Here is a 16691-nt window from a genome sequence, read left to right on the forward strand (position 1 = left end):
GACGCGATGGCCGCAAACGGCCAGGGCGGTCCGTCGTACCGGCCGAGGACGGAAGCTGGCAGTGCCTTCACCGGCCTCCACAGCAAGAAAAGAAGGGCGCCATGAACATCACCGGTCTCCTCCGCGTCACCATTGCCACGCCGCAGCGCCGGCTCGACCTCGCGCTGCCGGAGCAGTCCTCGGTCGCCGAGGTGCTGCCCGGCGTGCTGACCAAGGCCGGCGAGCACCTCGCCGACGAGGGTGCGCCGGGCGGCGGTTGGGTACTGCGCCGGGACGACGGCACCGAACTCCTGCTCGGCCGCACGCTCGGTTCGCACCGGATCCGCGACGGGGAGATCCTGCACCTCGTCCCGCGCCGGCTCGAGTGGCCCGAGCTCGAGTACGACGACCTGGTCGACGCGGTCGCGTCCGGTTCCGGCCGGCTCGGCGCCGCCTGGTCTCCCTGGCACACGAGACTGGCCGGCCTGGCTTGTGCGGCAGTTGCCTTGCTGGTGGTCATCACCTCGATCCTTCGGCTGGGAGCGCCCTGGCAGGGACCGGCAGGATGGTTGCTGATCACGGCTCTGTTGCTGGTCGCCGGTGCTGTCACTCTGGCCAGAGTGGTGGGGGACTCGGGAGCTGGTGTCATGATCGGAGGTACGGCGCTTCCCTGCGCGGTACTCGGCGGCGGCCTGCTCCTGGCCGGTACGGCGAGCTGGCCGGCTGTCGGCGCGCCGCAGATCCTCGCCGCCAGCGCGGCCCTGATTCTGGCGGGCGCCGCCTGCCATCTCGGCGTCGTGGACGGCGCGGTCCTCTTCGTCGGTGCTACCAGCGTCGGCGTCCTGGGCATCATCGGCGGCTGGATCGGCATCTCCGACTCGCTCGGCGGCTCGGAGGTCGCCGCGATCCTGGCACCCGCCCTGCTCGGCTTCTCGCCGTTGCTCGCCTCGCTGGCACTTCGGCTCGGTCGGCTGCCGATGCCGATCCTGCCGAGGACGACCGCCGACCTGGTCCGGGACGATCCGTTGCCGCCGCGCAACCACGTGTACGGCCTGGTGGTCCGTGCTGACGGTCTCCTCACCGGAATGCTGGTCGGGCTGATGCTCGTGTTGTCGGCCTGCCAGGTTCTGCTGGTGCTGGCCGAGACGCGATCCGCCACGATCCTGGTCTGCCTGCTGAGCGCCGGCGCGTTCCTGCGCACCCGGCTGTACCCGATCGTGAAGCAACGTCTGTTGCTGCTGATCCCCGGTGTGGTCGGCACGGCCGGGCTGATCCTGGGTCCGGTGAGTCGCCGGCTCACCGAGCCGGTGCAGGTGATCGTGCCGGTCGTGCTGTTGCTCGCCGCGCTGGCCGTCTTCTTCGGACTGCGGTACAGCGATCGCCGGCCCAGCCCGTACCTCAGCCGGTACGCCGAGATCCTGGAACTGATGGTGGCCTTGGCGCTGATCCCGGTGGCGGCCGCCGTGCTCGGTCTGTACGGCGCGGTCCGGGGCTGGGGAGGCTGAGATGGCGACCAGGAAAGATCAACTCCAGGCCCATCAGTTCTCCGTCCAGCGGATGACTTCGGCGCTGGTGACCCGGGAGACCGACCCGGAACAGCCGCCGTTCAAGAGGCCGCTGGCCGCCGCGTTCGGCAGTATCGCGATCCTGGCACTCGCCCTGGTGGTGGCCGGTGTCTACGGCATGGTCGCTCCCGGCGGCAGCAAGGTCGGCCGCAGCGGCGACGTGGTGGTGGTCGAGAAGGAGACAGGCACCCGCTTCGTGTACGTCGACGGCCATCTGCACCCGGTCACCAACTACTCCTCCGCCTTGCTTGCCCTGGGCAAGTATGGGGAGTCGAAGCGGGTCTCACGCCGCTCCCTGGCGTCGATTCCCCGCGGCCCGCTGATCGGCATCAACGATGCCCCCGACGCCCTCCCGGACCGCAAGCGGCTGCTGACCGGAGCGTGGACGCTGTGCTCCGAGCCCGCGCTGGACGTCAGCGGCGCGGCCGTCAGCGAATCCGTTCTGATGGTGGGTTCCCGGCCCGCGCGGGACCAGCAGATGCTGGACGACGCGATGCTGGTGGAGGTACTGAACACCGGTGAGCAGTACCTCATCTGGAAGGGCTACCGGCACCGGCTCCAGCGATCCGCAGCCATCGATTTCGGCCCACTGCTCGGGCCGGAACCGTGGGCCCGGGTCGGAGCGGCCTTCGTCGCGGCACTGCCGGACGGTGATCCCATCGCGCCGATCATCACTCCGGGCCTCGGGAAGCCGTCGACGGCGGTGCCGGGGCGCAAGGGGACACTCATCGGGCAACTGTTCGTGGTCACCACCCCCAGCGGGTCCCGGCAGTACTACGTCGCGCTCAAGGACCGGCTCCGGCCGATCACGGAACTGCAGTACGGCATCCAGTCGCTGTACCGGCCGATCACCGCGGCGTACGGCGGGAGAGCGCCGACCGCGCTTCCTCTCGGCCTGGTGAGCCTGGGTCGCGCCGAGGCGCCGTCGACCCGTGCCGACGAGGGACAGGCGCCGCGTACGCTGCCCCAGTTCGTTGCCCCTCGCAACGGACGGGGGACGGTCTGTGCGGCGTACCAGCCGGGGAGCGCGGTCCCGGCGATCTCGATCGACGCCGCGATGCCCGCCCGCGACCAGGCCGCCATGACGGTCAAGCGCGGCAAACTCGGCACGGCCCTGGCCGACCGGATCCTGGTCGAGCCCGGCGCTGCCGCGATCGTCGAAGCCATGCCGTCGGACCAGGCTCGGGCCGGCACCGTGCTGGTGATCACCGACCTCGGCCGCGCCTACCCGCTGGCCGACCCGCAGTTGCTGGAAACCCTGGGATACAAGGGCGTCGTACCGATCCGCATCCCGGCGCAGTTGGTCGCCCGGATCCCGCAAGGCAGTGGCCTCGACCTCGCCGCCGCGGTACGGCCGGTCGTCTGACCGCCCCGGCTGCACAACGAAAGGCCCGGACCTCCAAGGGAGGTCCGGGCCTTTCTTGTTTCAGGTGGCCAGGCGGCCGACCTGCTTCTTGGCCTTGGCGGCCTCAGCCTCCTCGACCTTCCACAGCTCCTCGTCCAGGAGCTGCAGTGTCTCGACCGGCTGGTCGCGGTCGTTCCTGCGACGCCGGCTCGCCGACGGGACCATCGGGAACGCGCCCGGCAGGTCTCGCCCGGCCTTGCCGCGCAGTCCGACCGGTACCCCCGGGGTTTCGTCGTTCTGTCCCTTGCGCCGGCGATTCACCGGCCGGATGCTTGCGGCGCCCGGCTTGGTGCCACGACCGCCGCCGGCACCGGCACCAGCGCCGGCCATCGGTGGCATCATCGGCGGGGCGCCGGCACCGCCTGGTCCGGTGCCGGCTGCCGTCGTCCCGAACGGTGAGGACGGGGTCGCCGGGGGCCGGCCCACGCCCGCCTGATTCGGGGCGACTGTCTGGTCACCGACGCGCGGGATCAGCTGATCACCGAGCCGCGGCGTCGTCTGCTGGCTCCCGGTGATCTTGCCGAGGTCGAGATCGCCGCCCCTTCCGAGGCTGTTGATCAGGCCGGAGTCGAGACCGCCACGGCTGGGGAGGCCGAGGCCGTTCTTGCCCAGCGGAGGCAGCGAGCCCGGCGGTAAGCCTGGCCGGTTGGTGATCGGGTTCGGTTGACTTGTGCCCGCGTTGATGGGCAAGAGGGGTGGCAGGCCGGCCGGTGGTGGTACCGGAAGCCCGGTGTTCGGAAGCGGGGGTGGGGTCGGAATCCCGCCGGGCGGAACCGGGAGAGCGGGGAGCCCTCCCGGAGAGATGCGGGACAGCTCTGTGCCGCCGGCCAGGTCCCCAGGCAGACCGGGCAGACCGCCTGGCCCGCCGGGCAAACCTCCGAGGCCACCAGGCAGACCGCCTGGCCCGCCGGGCGAACCTCCGAGGCCTCCGGGCCCACCGCCTGGCCCACCGGGCAAGCCTCCAGTGCCACCGGGTAGACCACCAACACCACCAGGCGCACCGCCCGGCAAACCTTCACCCGCGCCACCCGGCAAACCTCCGGGCGCACCGCCCGGCCCGCCCGGCAGACCTCCTAGGCCGCCAGGCGCTCCGGCGAGAGCACCGGGAGCACCGTCGGCCAGCGAGCCGGCCGGACTGCCGGCAAGCGCCGCGGCCGCGTCCACCGGACCTCCAGCCGGACCACCCGCCAGACCTCCAGCCGGGCCACCGGCAGGCGCTCCCGCAGGAGCGCCGCCTGGTGCGGCAGCTGCCGCTCCCGGTCCACCGGGGCTTCCGGCGTTCTCACCTCCCGGACCGTCCCACCTCATGCCCTGCGCCGCGGCCGTGATCCGCGGACCGATCGATTGATAGATCGCAGCGAGCAGATTCAGCTCCTGACCGGCCCGGGCCACGGTCGGCCTGATCTGGTCGGTGTACTGGTCGGCGATCTCGGCCTCGCTCTGCTGCGGCGGCACGCCTGACAGCTGGGCATCCAGGAAGAGACTGCTCGCGATCGACCGCGCGCTCTGGATCTGCGCCTCGGCCTCCGCCTTGATCTGCTCGATGTCTGTCATGGCCGTCCGGATGTTGCCGATCACCGGCGCCAGCAGCGTGGTGACACCTCCTCCCTGACCGCCGAAGCCCGTACCACCGGAGATCCTTCCTTCCGCGTCCCGCAACGAGTTGACCGAGCGCTGGCTGGCGGCCTCGAACAGCGACGAGTCCGACGGACTGCGCCAGGACGCCGACACGAGTTCGGACGAGGTCCGGTTCAGCCCTTCCGCCGCCGTACCGACCGCCTGACCCGCGCTGGTCCACATGGTCATCGCCGTTTCCAGCGGGCCGATCCGGTTCTGTTCGGTCATCGCGATCACGACCAGCCGGCCGAGCGCGAACTCGAGCTGGGCCAGCGTGGTCGCCGTGGTCACACCGGCCTCGGCGTTGTAGTCCGTTCCTGGCATCAGATCCCTCCTTCGGTCGGCGGAAGAACGCCCGGCCGCGCGTACGCCGGATCGACGGCCGCCGGTGAGGTGTCCGTCCTGAGCAGCGCCCGCATGGTCGCGCTGTTGCGCACGATCACCTCGTCGTACTGGACGCCGATCTCACCGACCGCGCCCTGGTACCCCTTCAGTCCACGGGAGGCGTTGGCCATCACCTGGCCGAGCTGGTCGCGGGCGCCGCGCTCGGCCAGCATGAACTCGTCGCCCTCCTGCATCAGCCCGTCGCTCGGGGCGACCGCGGAACTGTCCGCGGACGTTCGCAACTTGTCGTCGAAATCCGCGACCACACCACCCATCTGCGTACTGAAGTACGCGAACCCCTCGGTCTGGGCATCGAGATCACCTGGACCTGCTGCCATCGATCCTCCTTCTGACGAGGTACGGCCGCTGCCGCACCTGGAACTGAGTTCATTCGGCGGGATGCTCGTCCGACGGCGGGTGCGTCAGCTGAATCAACTGGCTGTTGCCCTGGCGGTTGACCAGGAAGCCGCGGCCGGCCGGGAGCGGCTGCGCTCTCAGCCCGCCCAGCAGGATGCCCTCGTCCCGGCTGCCGGACAGCTGCAGACCAGGCGACCCGACCGCGCGGATCTTGGCCAGCACCGGCTCGAACAGACCGCGCATCGCGCCGCCTGTCCGCCGGGCGACGTAGATCCGCAACCCGAGGTCGGCGGCCTGCGGGATGTAGGGCAGCAGCGGCATCAACGGATGCCCTTCGCCGGTGGCGACCAGGTCGTAGTCGTCGATCAGGACGAACACGTCCGGGCCTTGCCACCAGGACCGGTCCCGCAACTGCTGCGGGGTCACGTCGGGTCCGGGCAACCGCTCCTCCAGCACCTGGACGAGCCGGTTGATCAGGTTCTCGGTGACCTGGTGCCCGGTGCCGTAGCCCAGCAGGTTGTCGCCTTCGACCGACCCGAGCAGGCCGCGGCGATGGTCGACGACCAGCACACAGGCCTCGGCGGGGGAGTAGGTCTCCGAGATCCGCCGGCACAACGTCCGCAGGAAGCCGGTCTTTCCCGATCCGGTGTCACCGAGCAGGATGAAGGTCGGGTTGGCGTTCGGGTCCAGCAGCACCGGCTCGAGGCTGCGCTCGGCCACGCCGACCGCCAGACCGGCTTCCTTCGAGCTCGCGCCGTTGCCGGCCTCGTACGGTACGTCGGCCGGCAGCAGGCGGACCTCCGGCGCTGCCGTTCCAGGCCAGGCCGCGGTCACCGTCCGCACCAGTTCCGCCAGCCCGGCCGAGACCCGCTCGTCGCCGTCGGGTTCGGTCAGCCGCGGCGCCGCGATCAGGAAGTGGTGCCGGCCGGTGAAGATCCCGCGCCCCGGCGCACGTTCCGGAACCAGCGCCGCCGCCCGGCGGTCGACCATGGAGTCGATCGGGTCGCCGATCCGTAGCTCCAGCTTGGTCCCGCACAGGTCGCGGACGTTGGTCCGCAGATCGAACCAGCGCGCCACACTGACCATCAGGTGCACGCCGTACGCCAGACCCCGGGTCGCGATGTCGGCGAGCAGTTGCTCCAGGTCCTCGAAGTCGTTGCGGATCGTCGCCCAGCCGTCGACGACCAGGAACACGTCGCCGTACGGGAGGTCGGCAAGGTCGCCTTGGCGACGGCGTTCCCGATAGGTCTCCATGCTGTCGATGCCGAGCTGGGCGAAACTCTTCTCACGTTCGGCCACGATGCCGAGCACCTCGATCACGCTGCGCCGTACGGCGTTGACGTCCTGCCGGCCGGCCACCGAGCCGACGTGCGGCAGATCGCGGACGCCGGTCAGCACCCCACCGCCGAAGTCGAGGCAGTAAAACTGCACCTCGCGCGGCGAGTGTGTCAGTGCCAGACCGGTGATCAGGGTGACCAGGGTCGTGCTCTTGCCGCTCTGCACCGAACCGGCGACCGCGACATGTCCACCGCCGGCCGACAGATCGAGCAGCAGCGGGTCGCGCCGCTGCTCGAGGGGACGGTCCACGATGCCGGCGACGGTCTGCAGCCGCCCGGGCCGGAACTGTCCGTTCAGGTACTCCGAGGGCCCGTTGGGCAGCACCGTGCCGAGGGCGGGAGCCTGGTCCAGTGGGGGCAGCCAGATCTGGTGTGCCGCCGTGCCCTTCCCCTCGAACCGGTCGACCAGGACGTCCATCAAGGATTCGCCGACCGCCTCGTCGAACGCGCCGTCGGCATCGGCGGGAGTCTCCTCCTCGTCGCCTTCGACCGCCGGTGCCACATAGCTGCTGGAGTAGTCGAGCAGCTCCACCGTTCGGCCGCTCACCGCCGGCATGGCCCCCGGGATCGGACGCCGATGCACACCGGAGACGTACGCCGACCGGAACCGGTCCATCTGCTCTGTTCCCACCCGCAGGTACCCGTGCCCCGGTGCGCGCGGCAGATGGAACGCGTCGTTCACGCCGAGCACCGTGCGGCTGTCGATGTCGGAGAAGGTGCGCAGACCGATCCGGTACGACAGGTGCGTCTCCAGGCCGCGGAGCCGGCCCTCTTCCAGCCGCTGGCTGGCCAGCAGCAGGTGCACCCCGAGCGATCGCCCGACCCGGCCGATCTGGACGAACATGTCGATGAAGTCCGGGCGGGCGGTCAGCAGTTCGCTGAACTCGTCGCAGATGACCAGCAGCGTCGGTACTTCGTCCAGCGGCGCGCCCGCTGCCCTGGCCTTCTCGTAGTCCCGCAGGGAGGAAAAGTTGCCTGCGGCCCGTAACAGTTCCTGGCGGCGCAGCAGCTCACCGTTGATCGCGTCGGCCATCCGGTCGACCAGGTGGAGCTCCTCGGCCAGGTTGGTGATCACCGCGCTGGTGTGCGGCAGCTTGTCCAGCCGGGTGAAGGTCGCACCGCCCTTGAAGTCCACCAGCGCGAAGTTCAGTGACCGGGGTGGGTGCGTGATGGCCAGCGCCAGTACGAGGGTGCGCAGCAGTTCGCTCTTGCCCGAACCGGTGGCGCCGATCAGCAGACCGTGCGGCCCCATTCCCTCCTGCGCGGACTCCTTCAGGTCCAGCTCGATCGGCTGGCCGTCCGGCCGTAGCCCGAACCTGACGCGGAGCCGGTCGCGGCTCGGCCGCGGCAGCCAGGTTTCGTCGGGGTCGAAGTCGAAGGGGTCGCCGAGGTCGAGGAGATCCGCCAGACCCAGGTCGGCGCTCAGGGGTTGCTCACCCTGTGCCCCGGCGGTCAGGCGCAGCGGAGCCAGCTGGCGGGCCAGGCCCTCGGCGGTGAGCTGATCCAGAGCATCCGCTCGGCCGATCCGCTCCGAGCCTTCCATCGTCTCCGCGTGGAGGGTGCCGTCGGCTTCGAGGTCCAGGCTGATCGCGGTGGTGTCGATCGCTCGCGGCGGCGAGAAGGTGAGATCGAGAACGGTGACGCCCTCCAGACCGGGACCCACCAGCAGGTGATCGGAGCCGTCCGCGTCGCCACCGTCGAGGACGACCACCAGGTGAGGGCCGCTGACCGCGCCGGCGGCGTCGGGGTCGAACCGCGGCCGGTTCGTGAGCAGGTCGTCGAGCATCGCTTCCAGTGCGGTGATCGAGGGCGCGATCAGCCGGATCGGTCCCAGGGCGTCACTACGCTCCGGGTGCAGCACGTGCGGCAGCCACTTGGCCCAGTCCCAGTCCTCCCGGCGATCGTCGCTGACACAGATGGCGATGCGGACGTTGTCCGGGGCGTGCAGGCTGACGAGCTGGGCGACCATGGCCCGGGCGAGTGCTTGCGAGCGTCGTACGTCGCCCGGCAGGTAGATCCGGGCGAAGCCGGTGACGGCGATCGCCAACGGCAGGTTGGACACCGTGGAGTACGTCGAGACGAACCGGCGCAGCGCCAGCGCGGACAAGGGCTCCAACCGCTCCAGCGGCTGGGTGTCCGGCGGAACGATCGTCGTCGCGGGCACCTGCTTGCCGACGCCGATCCGGGTCACCCCGAAGTCCGGATCGTCCTGACGTCGCTCCCAGAGGCGGTAGCTGCCGGCGAGTGCCCACAGCGAGCTCGGGTCGGGGTGCAGGTAGTGCAGAGTCTCTCGTTGCCGGCTGACCGAGCGGCTGAGTCGCAGCCGCTGCTGGGCCAGGTGCCGCAGATAGGTCCGCCGGGCCTGACCCATCTCGGTCTTGCCGCCGCCGTTGCGGGTGAAGAGTCCGGCGATGATCATCCCGATCATGGCCAGACCGAAGAGGCCGAAGATCACGTACCGCAGGCTGCTGGCGATGCTGCCGGAGAACATCAGCATCATCGCGCCCATCATCGCCACCATCGGCAGCACCATCAGCATCTGGGCCCACTGACGCCCGGCGGGCTCGGGGACCTCGGGCGGTGCCTCCAGCAACAATTCGCCGCCGGGCAGCTCGGGAGCCGGCCGCCGCATCGGGCGGCGCACCACCACTGTCGCCATCGCGGCCTCCTCGGGATTCGATCCGGTTCGCTCGATCATCACGCGCCTCGCGCAGCGTCGGCCGCTGGTGGCAGGAACGTGCCGTCCGGACCGGGACAGCCCCGGCGCTCCCTACGTTGAGGTGGACGTTCCACCACCAGGAAGGAGCAGGGGATGAGTGACTTCATCCAGGGTTTCACCGAGAGCATGGCCCAGCACGCCATGCGGACCGGTGCCTACGGCCAGGACCTGACCGGCAACGCGGGCCGGGCGGCAGCCACCACGCTGGATCTGAACGGTTCGTGGCGTGGACCGGGGTACATCGCGGCGGCCGCCGTCGGTGACGGCTGGCAGGGCGGTGTCCGTCCGCACCACGCGCGGGTGGAGAACCGGTCGGCCGGCGTCTCGAACATCGGCTCGCAGTACGACAACAACATCTCCAACAACGTTCAGACGGTCAACAGCGTCGGTGCCTTGACCGCCTGAGCGTCCGAGCCAGCCAGAGGAAGGAGCAGTCCCGATGCCGGAGATCTACCAGGCATTCAGCGGTATGGACATGTCGTCGCAGGCCCTGCGCGGCGTCTCGACGGACCGGACCATGATGGCCGAGGACGAGTTGCGAGCGGCGAGCAACCTGGCCAGCGGCGAGTGGATGGACAGCGCGTCGGACCAGCACTTCGCGGTCACCCACCAGGAGGTCAACGGAACCCTGGAGGCCGCCGACCACGCACAGCGTCAGTCGACGGCCTGGAACCAGTGTTCCGCCGACGGTGCCAGCACGCTGGCGACCTGCCGGGGAATCGCCGCCAGTCTGTAGCCGCGACACCCCTCAGAAGAGGAGGCCCTGGCCGGAGCGATCCGGCCAGGGCCTCTTCTGTGGGCCCTCCCGTTCGTTGCTGCAGGCATCGAAGGTTGAGACGGAGCTCAGTCGACTCCGGCGAAGAGGCGTTCCGGCAGGAGTTCAGCCGGTGGTGTATCCCGCCGGCGAACGATGGTCGTCCTGCCTGCGGCCCAGCGCCGCCGACGGCCGGCGATCAACAGGGCGCTGAGCAGCACGGTCAGAGCGGTTGCCCCGGCGGCGAGGCCGGTCATCCAGCGTGCGTCGGAACCAGCAGCGCGCCACCACGCGGCGAGCGCCAGCGCGTGCTGGTCCGGTGGCGGAGCCTGCATCGAGGGCAGTTCGTGGGCCGCCGTACCGATCATTCCCTCGGTCACCGCCCGGTAGGGGTCGACGATGCCGGCGCCGTACTGCAGGCTGTCCGCGCCGCCGCGGGCCGGGGTCGCGGTCGCCTTGAGGCGTTGGACAACCTGGGCCGCCGTCAGCTGCGGGTACGCCGCCCGGACCAGTGCGGCGCTGGCGGTGACGAAGGGGACCGCGAAGCTCGTGCCGTCGGAATAGACGTGACCGGCCTGCCGGCTCGCCGTGAGCACCGATCCGCCCGGTGCCACCAGATCGACGTACGGCCCGTACTGCGACGCGGACAATCTGGCGCCAAGGTTGTCGATCGCGCCGACGCCGACGACGCCCGGGTACTGGGCCGGATAGGACGGCAAACTGACGGGGGAGTCGCCCTGCCGGTTGCCCACCGCGGCGATCACCACGATGTCCTTGCGGACCGCGTAGGCGACCGCGGCCCGCACCGCCGGCTGGTCCTGGTCACCGGCCATCGACAGGTTGATCACCCGCGCGCCCTGGTCGACGGCGTACCGGATGCCTCGGGCAAGGATCTGAGGGTCGATCCGCTCGGCCTGTCCGGTTCGTCCGGTTTCTCGTTCGCTCACCCGGACGGGCAGGATCCGGGCGCCGGGCGCGACGCCCTGGAAGCCGATCCCGGTGGCTTGGTCGGCCGCGATGATGCCGGCCACTCCGGTGCCGTGGGAGACGCAGTCGAAGTTGCCTGGCAGCGAGCCGACCAGATAGAAGTCACGGCCTGCCAGCACTTTGCCGGTACGCCGGAGTTGAGGATGGTCCGCGTCGACACCGGAGTCCACCACGGCAACGGTGACGCCGCTTCCGGTACTGAACGGCCACGCCCGCTGCGGTTTGAGCAGTTCCTGGGCCCAGGGCAACAATCGCTCCACGGGCCTGGCGGGCTCGGGGTTGGAGCACGCGCCACGAGGCGGCGCAGCCGAGGCGGACGCGGGTGACCAGCCGGCGGCCACGCCGGCGATCGACAGCATCAGGACGGGTACTCGCCACCACCTCTTCTTCACACTCCGAGGTTCACGGACAGCGGCGGCCGGAGGGGCAGGGTGGCCGGAAGCGGTCAGCCCTCCGTCCGGCCGCTACCCGACGGGAATAGTGGTCGAGGACCAGCGACCGAGGGAGGCGGCATGATGTCCGGCGGCGACTTTCCCGGAGGCCAGTTGTGGGCGACCGAGCTGGAGCACGCCGGCCGTCAGTTGCGCCGGTACCAGGCGATGAGCGCCGAGACGACCGGGTCCGCGGAGTCCGACGACGGTCTCATCACGGTCACCGTCGGCCTGTACGGCGATGTCAGGGAGCTGACGCTCGACCCGCGGATCTATCGCGATGCCGACGCCGGCGCGCTGGGAGAGCGCCTCCGCGACGTTCTCAACGAGGCGGCTCGCGAAGCGCAGCAAGCCGCGGTCCGGCAGTTGTCCGCGCTGTTCCCGGACGGTACCGGCGATCCCTCGGAGATCGCTTTCGGTCCGATGCTCGCGGAGATCTCCAAGGCAGGAAAGGCGGCCGCGCGATGAGCCAGGGTCCGATCAACTTCGGCAACGTCGGGGACGTCGACATGTTCCCGGAGCAGACCGGAGGGCTGATGCGCAGACTGACCGCCGCGCCGGAACCCTTCAGCGAGGGTCTGGCCAGGAACAACCCCATCATCGCCGCCGGTGAGGAGGAGGCGCGCACCGACTACAGCGAGCTGGCCAAGACGTTCCGCGCCAACTACAACGCCAGTGTCGACCAGATCAACGAGCTGTCGTCGCAGGTGGCGAAGATCTTCGAAGGAGCCGGTGCCAACGGCAACCAGATCGTCTCGGAGTACGTGGCGCACTCCCAGCGGGATGTCGAGCGACTGCGCCGACTCGAGTGAGCATCCCCGAACCGTCGGACCCCTTGTGGCTGGCCTTTCGGGCGTGGTGGGACCAGAACATCTGGCCGTCGACCGACGAAGCGATGATCAAGGCGATGGGCGAGGGGTGGCAGGACCTCGGCCACCAGTTGCAGGCGGTGGTCGACGAGGCGGAGCGGACCAACCAGGAGATCCCGCAGTACTGGCGGGACGCCGTCGGCGGGATCTTCACCACCAACCTGGGCACCACCGTGACCGAGCTGCGGAGCGCGATCCAGGTGTATCACGACATGGCGAAGCTGTGTTTCGACTACGCCCAGACGATCGCCGACGTCCGCAACGGGATCTACGCCGAGTTGGCGCTCAACGCGGTGTTTTTCGCCGCCACGCTGGCTTTCCCGGCCGGTGTGGCACTTTTCTGGCAGGCCCGGATCTTCGCCGGGATGGCTACTCGGCTCGGTGCCCTCGTCGGCCGGGCCATGACCTCGCTGTCGGGCCGGGCAACGGCCACGATCCCGGCCGGTCTGCTGAGAGCCGGCGGCGCTACCGGCCGGGGGCTGATCGGTGGGCTTCGGGAAGGTGCCGAAGGACTCGGGTCGGAGTACATCTCGCAGACGCTCAGCAACTTGCAGGGCTATCGCAACGGCTACGACACCCAGCGCATGTGGGTCTCAGCGGGCGCCGAGGTGATCGGCGCCGGGATGGCCCGGGGGATAGCGCCGGTCGGAAGGATCGGTTCGGCCCCCGCCAACCGGCTGGCCGACGCTCTCCGCCTGAGCGACCGAGGCCGGCCGCGCGCCGTCCTCAACGAGATGGGCCACGCCTTCGTCGTCAACGGCATCACGTCGCCGGTAGCGGGTGTGCTGGCGCAGGCCACGGCCGACGGCAGACTGGGCGAGCTGACCTGGGGAACGTTCGGCAAGGCGCTGGTCGACCAGGGAGCGCTCTCTGGCGCGCTCGGCGCGACGCGATCGCCGTCGGTCCACGCTGGTCAGGCGCTGGGCGCCGCCACGGCTTCCCGGATCGAGGCTCTCGGCGGTCGGCCGGTGCCCAGCCTGAACTCGCTGCTTGGGACTGATCCGGCTGGTAGGCCGCCTGTGCTGGGTGACGGTGGTGTCGATCAGTCGGGTGAACAGGTGGTCGGGCCTGATCAGTCGGGCGGGCAGCCTGGTGCGACGAAGGGTGGGCAGCCGGTCGGGGGTGGAGAGCGGGGCGGGAGTCAGCAGCCGGGTGCCGAGCAGCGGGCGGATCCGGGGGTGGGCCGGGATCGTCCAGCGGAGAGGGTTGCTGGGCAGAACGGGCAAGGTGGTCAGAACGGCGGCCAAGGTGGTCAGAACGGCCAAGGTGGTCAGAACGGCGGCCAAGGCGGGCAGAACAACCAAGGTGGTCGGGTCGATCAAGGTGGTCAGGTCGAGGGACCTGGTCGGCAGGACGCCGCGGATGAGATCGCAAGAGTCGGCGCGTCCGACCAGCAGGGCGATGCCGGGGCTGGCCGGCAGAGCCCGGTCGGTGACAACGCGGCGGACGGCGATACCAACGCAACAGCCACCACCAACGACGCGGCGAGCATGAACGACGGCATGGCGAGCACGAACGGCAGCACGGCGGGCACGAACGACGGCACGGCAAGCACGAGCAGCAGGGCGACGGACACGAACGACGGCACGGCCAGCACGAGCAGCGGTGCAACAGATGCGAACGACAGCGCAGCGAGCACGAGCAGCAGTGCGACAGATGCGAACGACAGCGCGGCGAGCACGAGCAGCAGTGCGATAGATGCGAACGATGGCGCGGCGGGCACGAACAACAGCGCGGCAGGTACGAACGACGGCGCGGCGAGCACGAGCGGCAGCCCGGCAGGCACAAACGGCGGTGTGACTGGTTCGAGCGGTGACGTCGCGGATGCCAGCGGCTTCACGGATACCAGCGATGACGCGCACGGCTCGGAGTCCGTTGGCCCGCCGCTAGGTGCGCCCGGCGCGGGCGCGGGTACTGCGATCTCTCATGCCCCATCGTCCTCCGCGGTCGATCCCACCGCGACCCACACCGAGACCTCGTCCGCTCAGCCCGCCGGTACGCCGATTGCCACCCAGAGCGGCTCGGTGAACAGCCAGTCGGTCGCAGTCGCTCCCCAGACAACGGCTGCTCATTCGGCTACTGGCACAGCGCCCGGCGCGCCTGCACAGTCCTCCGCCACAACCCAAACCAGCTCCACGCCGCAGCCGGCTTCTCCTCAAAACTCCGTCGGCCCACCCGCTCAGAACACGACACAGTCAGGCCCAGCACGCGGCGATCGAGCCACGAACCCCACCAGCCAGAATTCTGCTACTGACGACGCACTGACCGACACCAACGCGGATACAACCGTCGCGCCTGCCAACGACGCGAATGCCAGCGAAGCGGCAACCGATACCAGCACGGCTACCGGTCACCATGCGGTAAGCGACACCAACGCGGACACCGACGACGCACCCACCGACGCCAGCGTCACGCCCGCCGACGGCGCACTCGCCAACTTCAACGCGGACACCAGCGCCGCGCCCATCGACATCAGCGTGAGCACCAGCATCGCGCCCGCTGGCGCGGGTAAGGGGACGGGTACGGGCGACCGTGCACCAGGCGGCACGAACGCGGGTACCGACGATGCATCCGCCGACGCCAGTGCGGGCAGCAGCGTCGCGCCTGCCGACACCAACGTGGGTACCAGCGTCGCGCCCGCCGACACCAACGTGGGTACCAGCGTCGCGCCCGCCGACGCCAACGCCGGCGCTGGTACCGGCGACCGTGCGGCAGGCGACGTTGTTCTCGGCGACAACGATGCGCCTGCAGGCAGCGGTTCCGTCGGCAGCGCAGTAGCTGCGGACGGAACCTCGACAGGTGAGGCCGGATCGCCGGTTAGCGCCGGGAGCGGCTCGACCAACTCCGTCGGCGGCAACGTGGGACCTCTGGCGGCAGGTGCAGCGGCTGGAACTCTGGCGGCAGCTGCGGACCAGGCTGCTTCGGCTCGTACGATCTCGGCCAGCCAGCAGGGGAGCGGCACTCGACCGGCAACTCCAACACACACCAAGAGTTCCGGCGCCACGGCCTCTGCGGCGTCGACGGAACAGCAGCCGGCCGCCCCGCAGGCGGGGGAGACCACGTCGCACTCGCCCGGGGTGGGAGGGGGTACGCCGTCCTCGCCGGGAGCGGGAGGGAGTACGTCGTACTCGCCGGGAGCGGGAGGGGGTACGCCGTCCTCGCCGGGAGCGGGAGGGAGTACGTCGTACTCGCCGGGAGCGGGGGAGACCACGTCGTCCTCGCCAGGGATGGGAGATGGCACGCCGTCCTCGCCGGAAGCGGGAGGGAGCACCTCGCACTCGCCGGGGGCGGGAGAGACCACGTCGCCCTCGCCAGGGGTGGGAGGGAGTACGTCGTACTCGCCAGGGGTGGGAGGGAGTACGTCGCACTCGCCAGGGGTGGGAGCGAGTACGTCGCACTCGCCGGGAGCGGGGGAGAGCATGTCGTCCTCGCCGGGGGCGGGAGGGAGTACGTCGCACTCGCCGGGAGCGGGGGAGACCAAGTCGCACTTCCCAGGGCCGGGTGCGACCACGGCGTACACACCGGGAGCGCCAGCGGCTACACCGTACTCGTCGGGACCTGAGTTGTTCTCGCGGGAGACGTCGCGGACCAACCGGGAGGCTTTGGAGGCCGGCGATGGTCTGCCGTTGACGGCGGAGGTGGTTGCTGAGGTGGCGGCCGCGGCGGGAGTTGATCTGAGCGGCGTCGAGGTCGTCATCGTGACGGAGCAGGACGAGATCAGCTATCTGGACTACCAAGGTGCCTGTGCCTGTACGCCGGGGGAGCTCGGTGGGCGGCAGATCCGGCTCGGTCCGGCGAGTTTCACCGATCGGGAGACGTTGGCGGCGACACTGGCTCACGAGAAGGTGCATGTCGATCAGCTCCGGTCGGGGATCGACGTGGACACCGAGATCCTTCAGGATCTGGAAGCGGCAGCGTATGCGAGTGAGATTCCCGCACTGGAGAGGCTGAGGGCACATGACAGCGGTGAGGTTCGAGGTCGAGACGACGTTCGACCTGCCGGGCCGGGGCGGGATCCTGGTGCCGGGGCGGTTGCTGACGGGCGTGATCCAGGGCGGGACGACGCTGCGGATCGAGGACACGGACCAGCCGGTCCGGATCCTGGGACTGGAGTTCCCCTCTTCCGCAGGATCGACGCCGGCCACCAGCAAGGTGACGCTGGTGATCGAGCGGGCGGACGCGGCACCGATCGTCGCGGGGACGGTGTTGATCAGCCCGGTCTGACGCCTGAAGATCCGGTCGATCCGGTCGTTCCGGTCGTTCCGGTCGTTCCGGTCGATCCGAGCG

14 protein-coding genes and 1 pseudogene are annotated in these 16691 nt (G+C 70.2%); 8 read left to right on the forward strand and 7 right to left on the reverse strand.

Features of this window, described 5'->3' with window-relative positions:
• The first annotated feature begins 101 nt into the window (after positions 1-101).
• Positions 102-1484 carry a type VII secretion integral membrane protein EccD gene (gene eccD / locus OX958_RS16790; RefSeq protein WP_270138739.1) on the forward strand — a complete coding sequence of 461 codons (1383 nt, stop codon included), beginning with the start codon at positions 102-104 and terminating at the stop codon, positions 1482-1484.
• Position 1485: 1 nt separating this feature from the next.
• Positions 1486-2910, forward strand: a complete 1425-nt coding sequence (gene eccB, locus OX958_RS16795) for a type VII secretion protein EccB (RefSeq protein WP_270138741.1) — start codon at positions 1486-1488, stop codon at positions 2908-2910.
• A 60-nt stretch (positions 2911-2970) separates the two neighbouring features.
• Here the strand turns inward: eccB and OX958_RS16800 are convergent, their stop codons facing one another.
• The 3 genes from OX958_RS16800 to eccCa are packed head-to-tail and all read right to left on the reverse strand — an operon-like array spanning position 2971 to position 9303.
• Positions 2971-4890, reverse strand: a complete 1920-nt coding sequence (locus tag OX958_RS16800) for a hypothetical protein (protein ID WP_270138743.1) — start codon at positions 4888-4890, stop codon at positions 2971-2973.
• On the reverse strand, positions 4890-5288 hold the full coding sequence (locus OX958_RS16805; RefSeq protein ID WP_270138745.1) for a hypothetical protein: 399 nt from the start codon (positions 5286-5288) through the stop codon (positions 4890-4892). The genes OX958_RS16800 and OX958_RS16805 overlap by 1 nt, the downstream gene beginning before the upstream one ends.
• A gap of 49 nt (positions 5289-5337) precedes the next feature.
• Positions 5338-9303, reverse strand: a complete 3966-nt coding sequence (gene eccCa, locus OX958_RS16810; RefSeq protein WP_270138747.1) for a type VII secretion protein EccCa — start codon at positions 9301-9303, stop codon at positions 5338-5340.
• A gap of 153 nt (positions 9304-9456) precedes the next feature.
• Between eccCa and OX958_RS16815 the strand changes: the two genes are divergently transcribed.
• Both OX958_RS16815 and OX958_RS16820 read left to right on the forward strand, forming a co-directional pair.
• Positions 9457-9768, forward strand: coding sequence for a hypothetical protein (locus OX958_RS16815; protein WP_270138749.1), 312 nt, complete (start codon positions 9457-9459; stop codon positions 9766-9768).
• A gap of 34 nt (positions 9769-9802) precedes the next feature.
• The gene (locus tag OX958_RS16820) at positions 9803-10099 is read left to right on the forward strand and encodes a hypothetical protein (protein ID WP_270138751.1); all 297 of its coding nucleotides are present in this window, start codon (positions 9803-9805) and stop codon (positions 10097-10099) included.
• Positions 10100-10206: 107 nt separating this feature from the next.
• On the opposite strand, the gene mycP is transcribed toward OX958_RS16820, so the two are convergent.
• A complete protein-coding gene (gene mycP / locus OX958_RS16825) occupies positions 10207-11496 on the reverse strand; it encodes a type VII secretion-associated serine protease mycosin (RefSeq protein ID WP_270138753.1) in 1290 nt (429 codons plus the stop codon).
• Between the two features lie 120 nt (positions 11497-11616).
• Here mycP and OX958_RS16830 point away from each other — a divergent pair, with 120 nt between their 5' ends.
• The 3 genes and pseudogenes from OX958_RS16830 to OX958_RS35360 all read left to right on the forward strand — a co-directional run.
• Positions 11617-12003 carry a YbaB/EbfC family nucleoid-associated protein gene (locus tag OX958_RS16830; protein WP_270138755.1) on the forward strand — a complete coding sequence of 129 codons (387 nt, stop codon included), beginning with the start codon at positions 11617-11619 and terminating at the stop codon, positions 12001-12003.
• Positions 12000-12347, forward strand: coding sequence for a hypothetical protein (locus OX958_RS16835; protein ID WP_270138757.1), 348 nt, complete (start codon positions 12000-12002; stop codon positions 12345-12347). Before OX958_RS16830 ends, OX958_RS16835 begins: the two co-directional genes overlap by 4 nt.
• A pseudogene (locus tag OX958_RS35360) lies at positions 12344-12724 on the forward strand (WXG100-like domain-containing protein); the annotation flags it as partial. The gene OX958_RS16835 and the pseudogene OX958_RS35360, both read left to right, overlap by 4 nt.
• Positions 12725-12997: 273 nt before the next feature.
• On the opposite strand, the gene OX958_RS16840 reads toward OX958_RS35360, so the two are convergent.
• The 3 genes from OX958_RS16840 to OX958_RS16850 all read right to left on the reverse strand — a co-directional run bounded on the left by OX958_RS16840 (position 12998) and on the right by OX958_RS16850 (position 16101).
• Positions 12998-13726, reverse strand: a complete 729-nt coding sequence (locus OX958_RS16840) for a hypothetical protein (RefSeq protein ID WP_270138758.1) — start codon at positions 13724-13726, stop codon at positions 12998-13000.
• 5 nt (positions 13727-13731) lie between these two features.
• Positions 13732-14244, reverse strand: a complete 513-nt coding sequence (locus OX958_RS16845; RefSeq protein ID WP_270138760.1) for a hypothetical protein — start codon at positions 14242-14244, stop codon at positions 13732-13734.
• A 510-nt stretch (positions 14245-14754) separates the two neighbouring features.
• Positions 14755-16101, reverse strand: coding sequence for a hypothetical protein (locus OX958_RS16850; RefSeq protein ID WP_270138762.1), 1347 nt, complete (start codon positions 16099-16101; stop codon positions 14755-14757).
• A gap of 260 nt (positions 16102-16361) precedes the next feature.
• On the opposite strand from OX958_RS16850, the gene OX958_RS16855 reads away from it, so the two are divergent.
• Positions 16362-16628: a hypothetical protein gene (locus OX958_RS16855; protein WP_270138764.1), complete on the forward strand. Its 267-nt coding sequence runs from the start codon at positions 16362-16364 to the stop codon at positions 16626-16628.
• The last annotated feature ends 63 nt before the right edge of the window (positions 16629-16691 follow it).

Origin of the sequence: Kribbella sp. CA-293567 (assembly GCF_027627575.1) — a bacterium.
Classification (GTDB): Bacteria; Actinomycetota; Actinomycetes; order Propionibacteriales; family Kribbellaceae; genus Kribbella.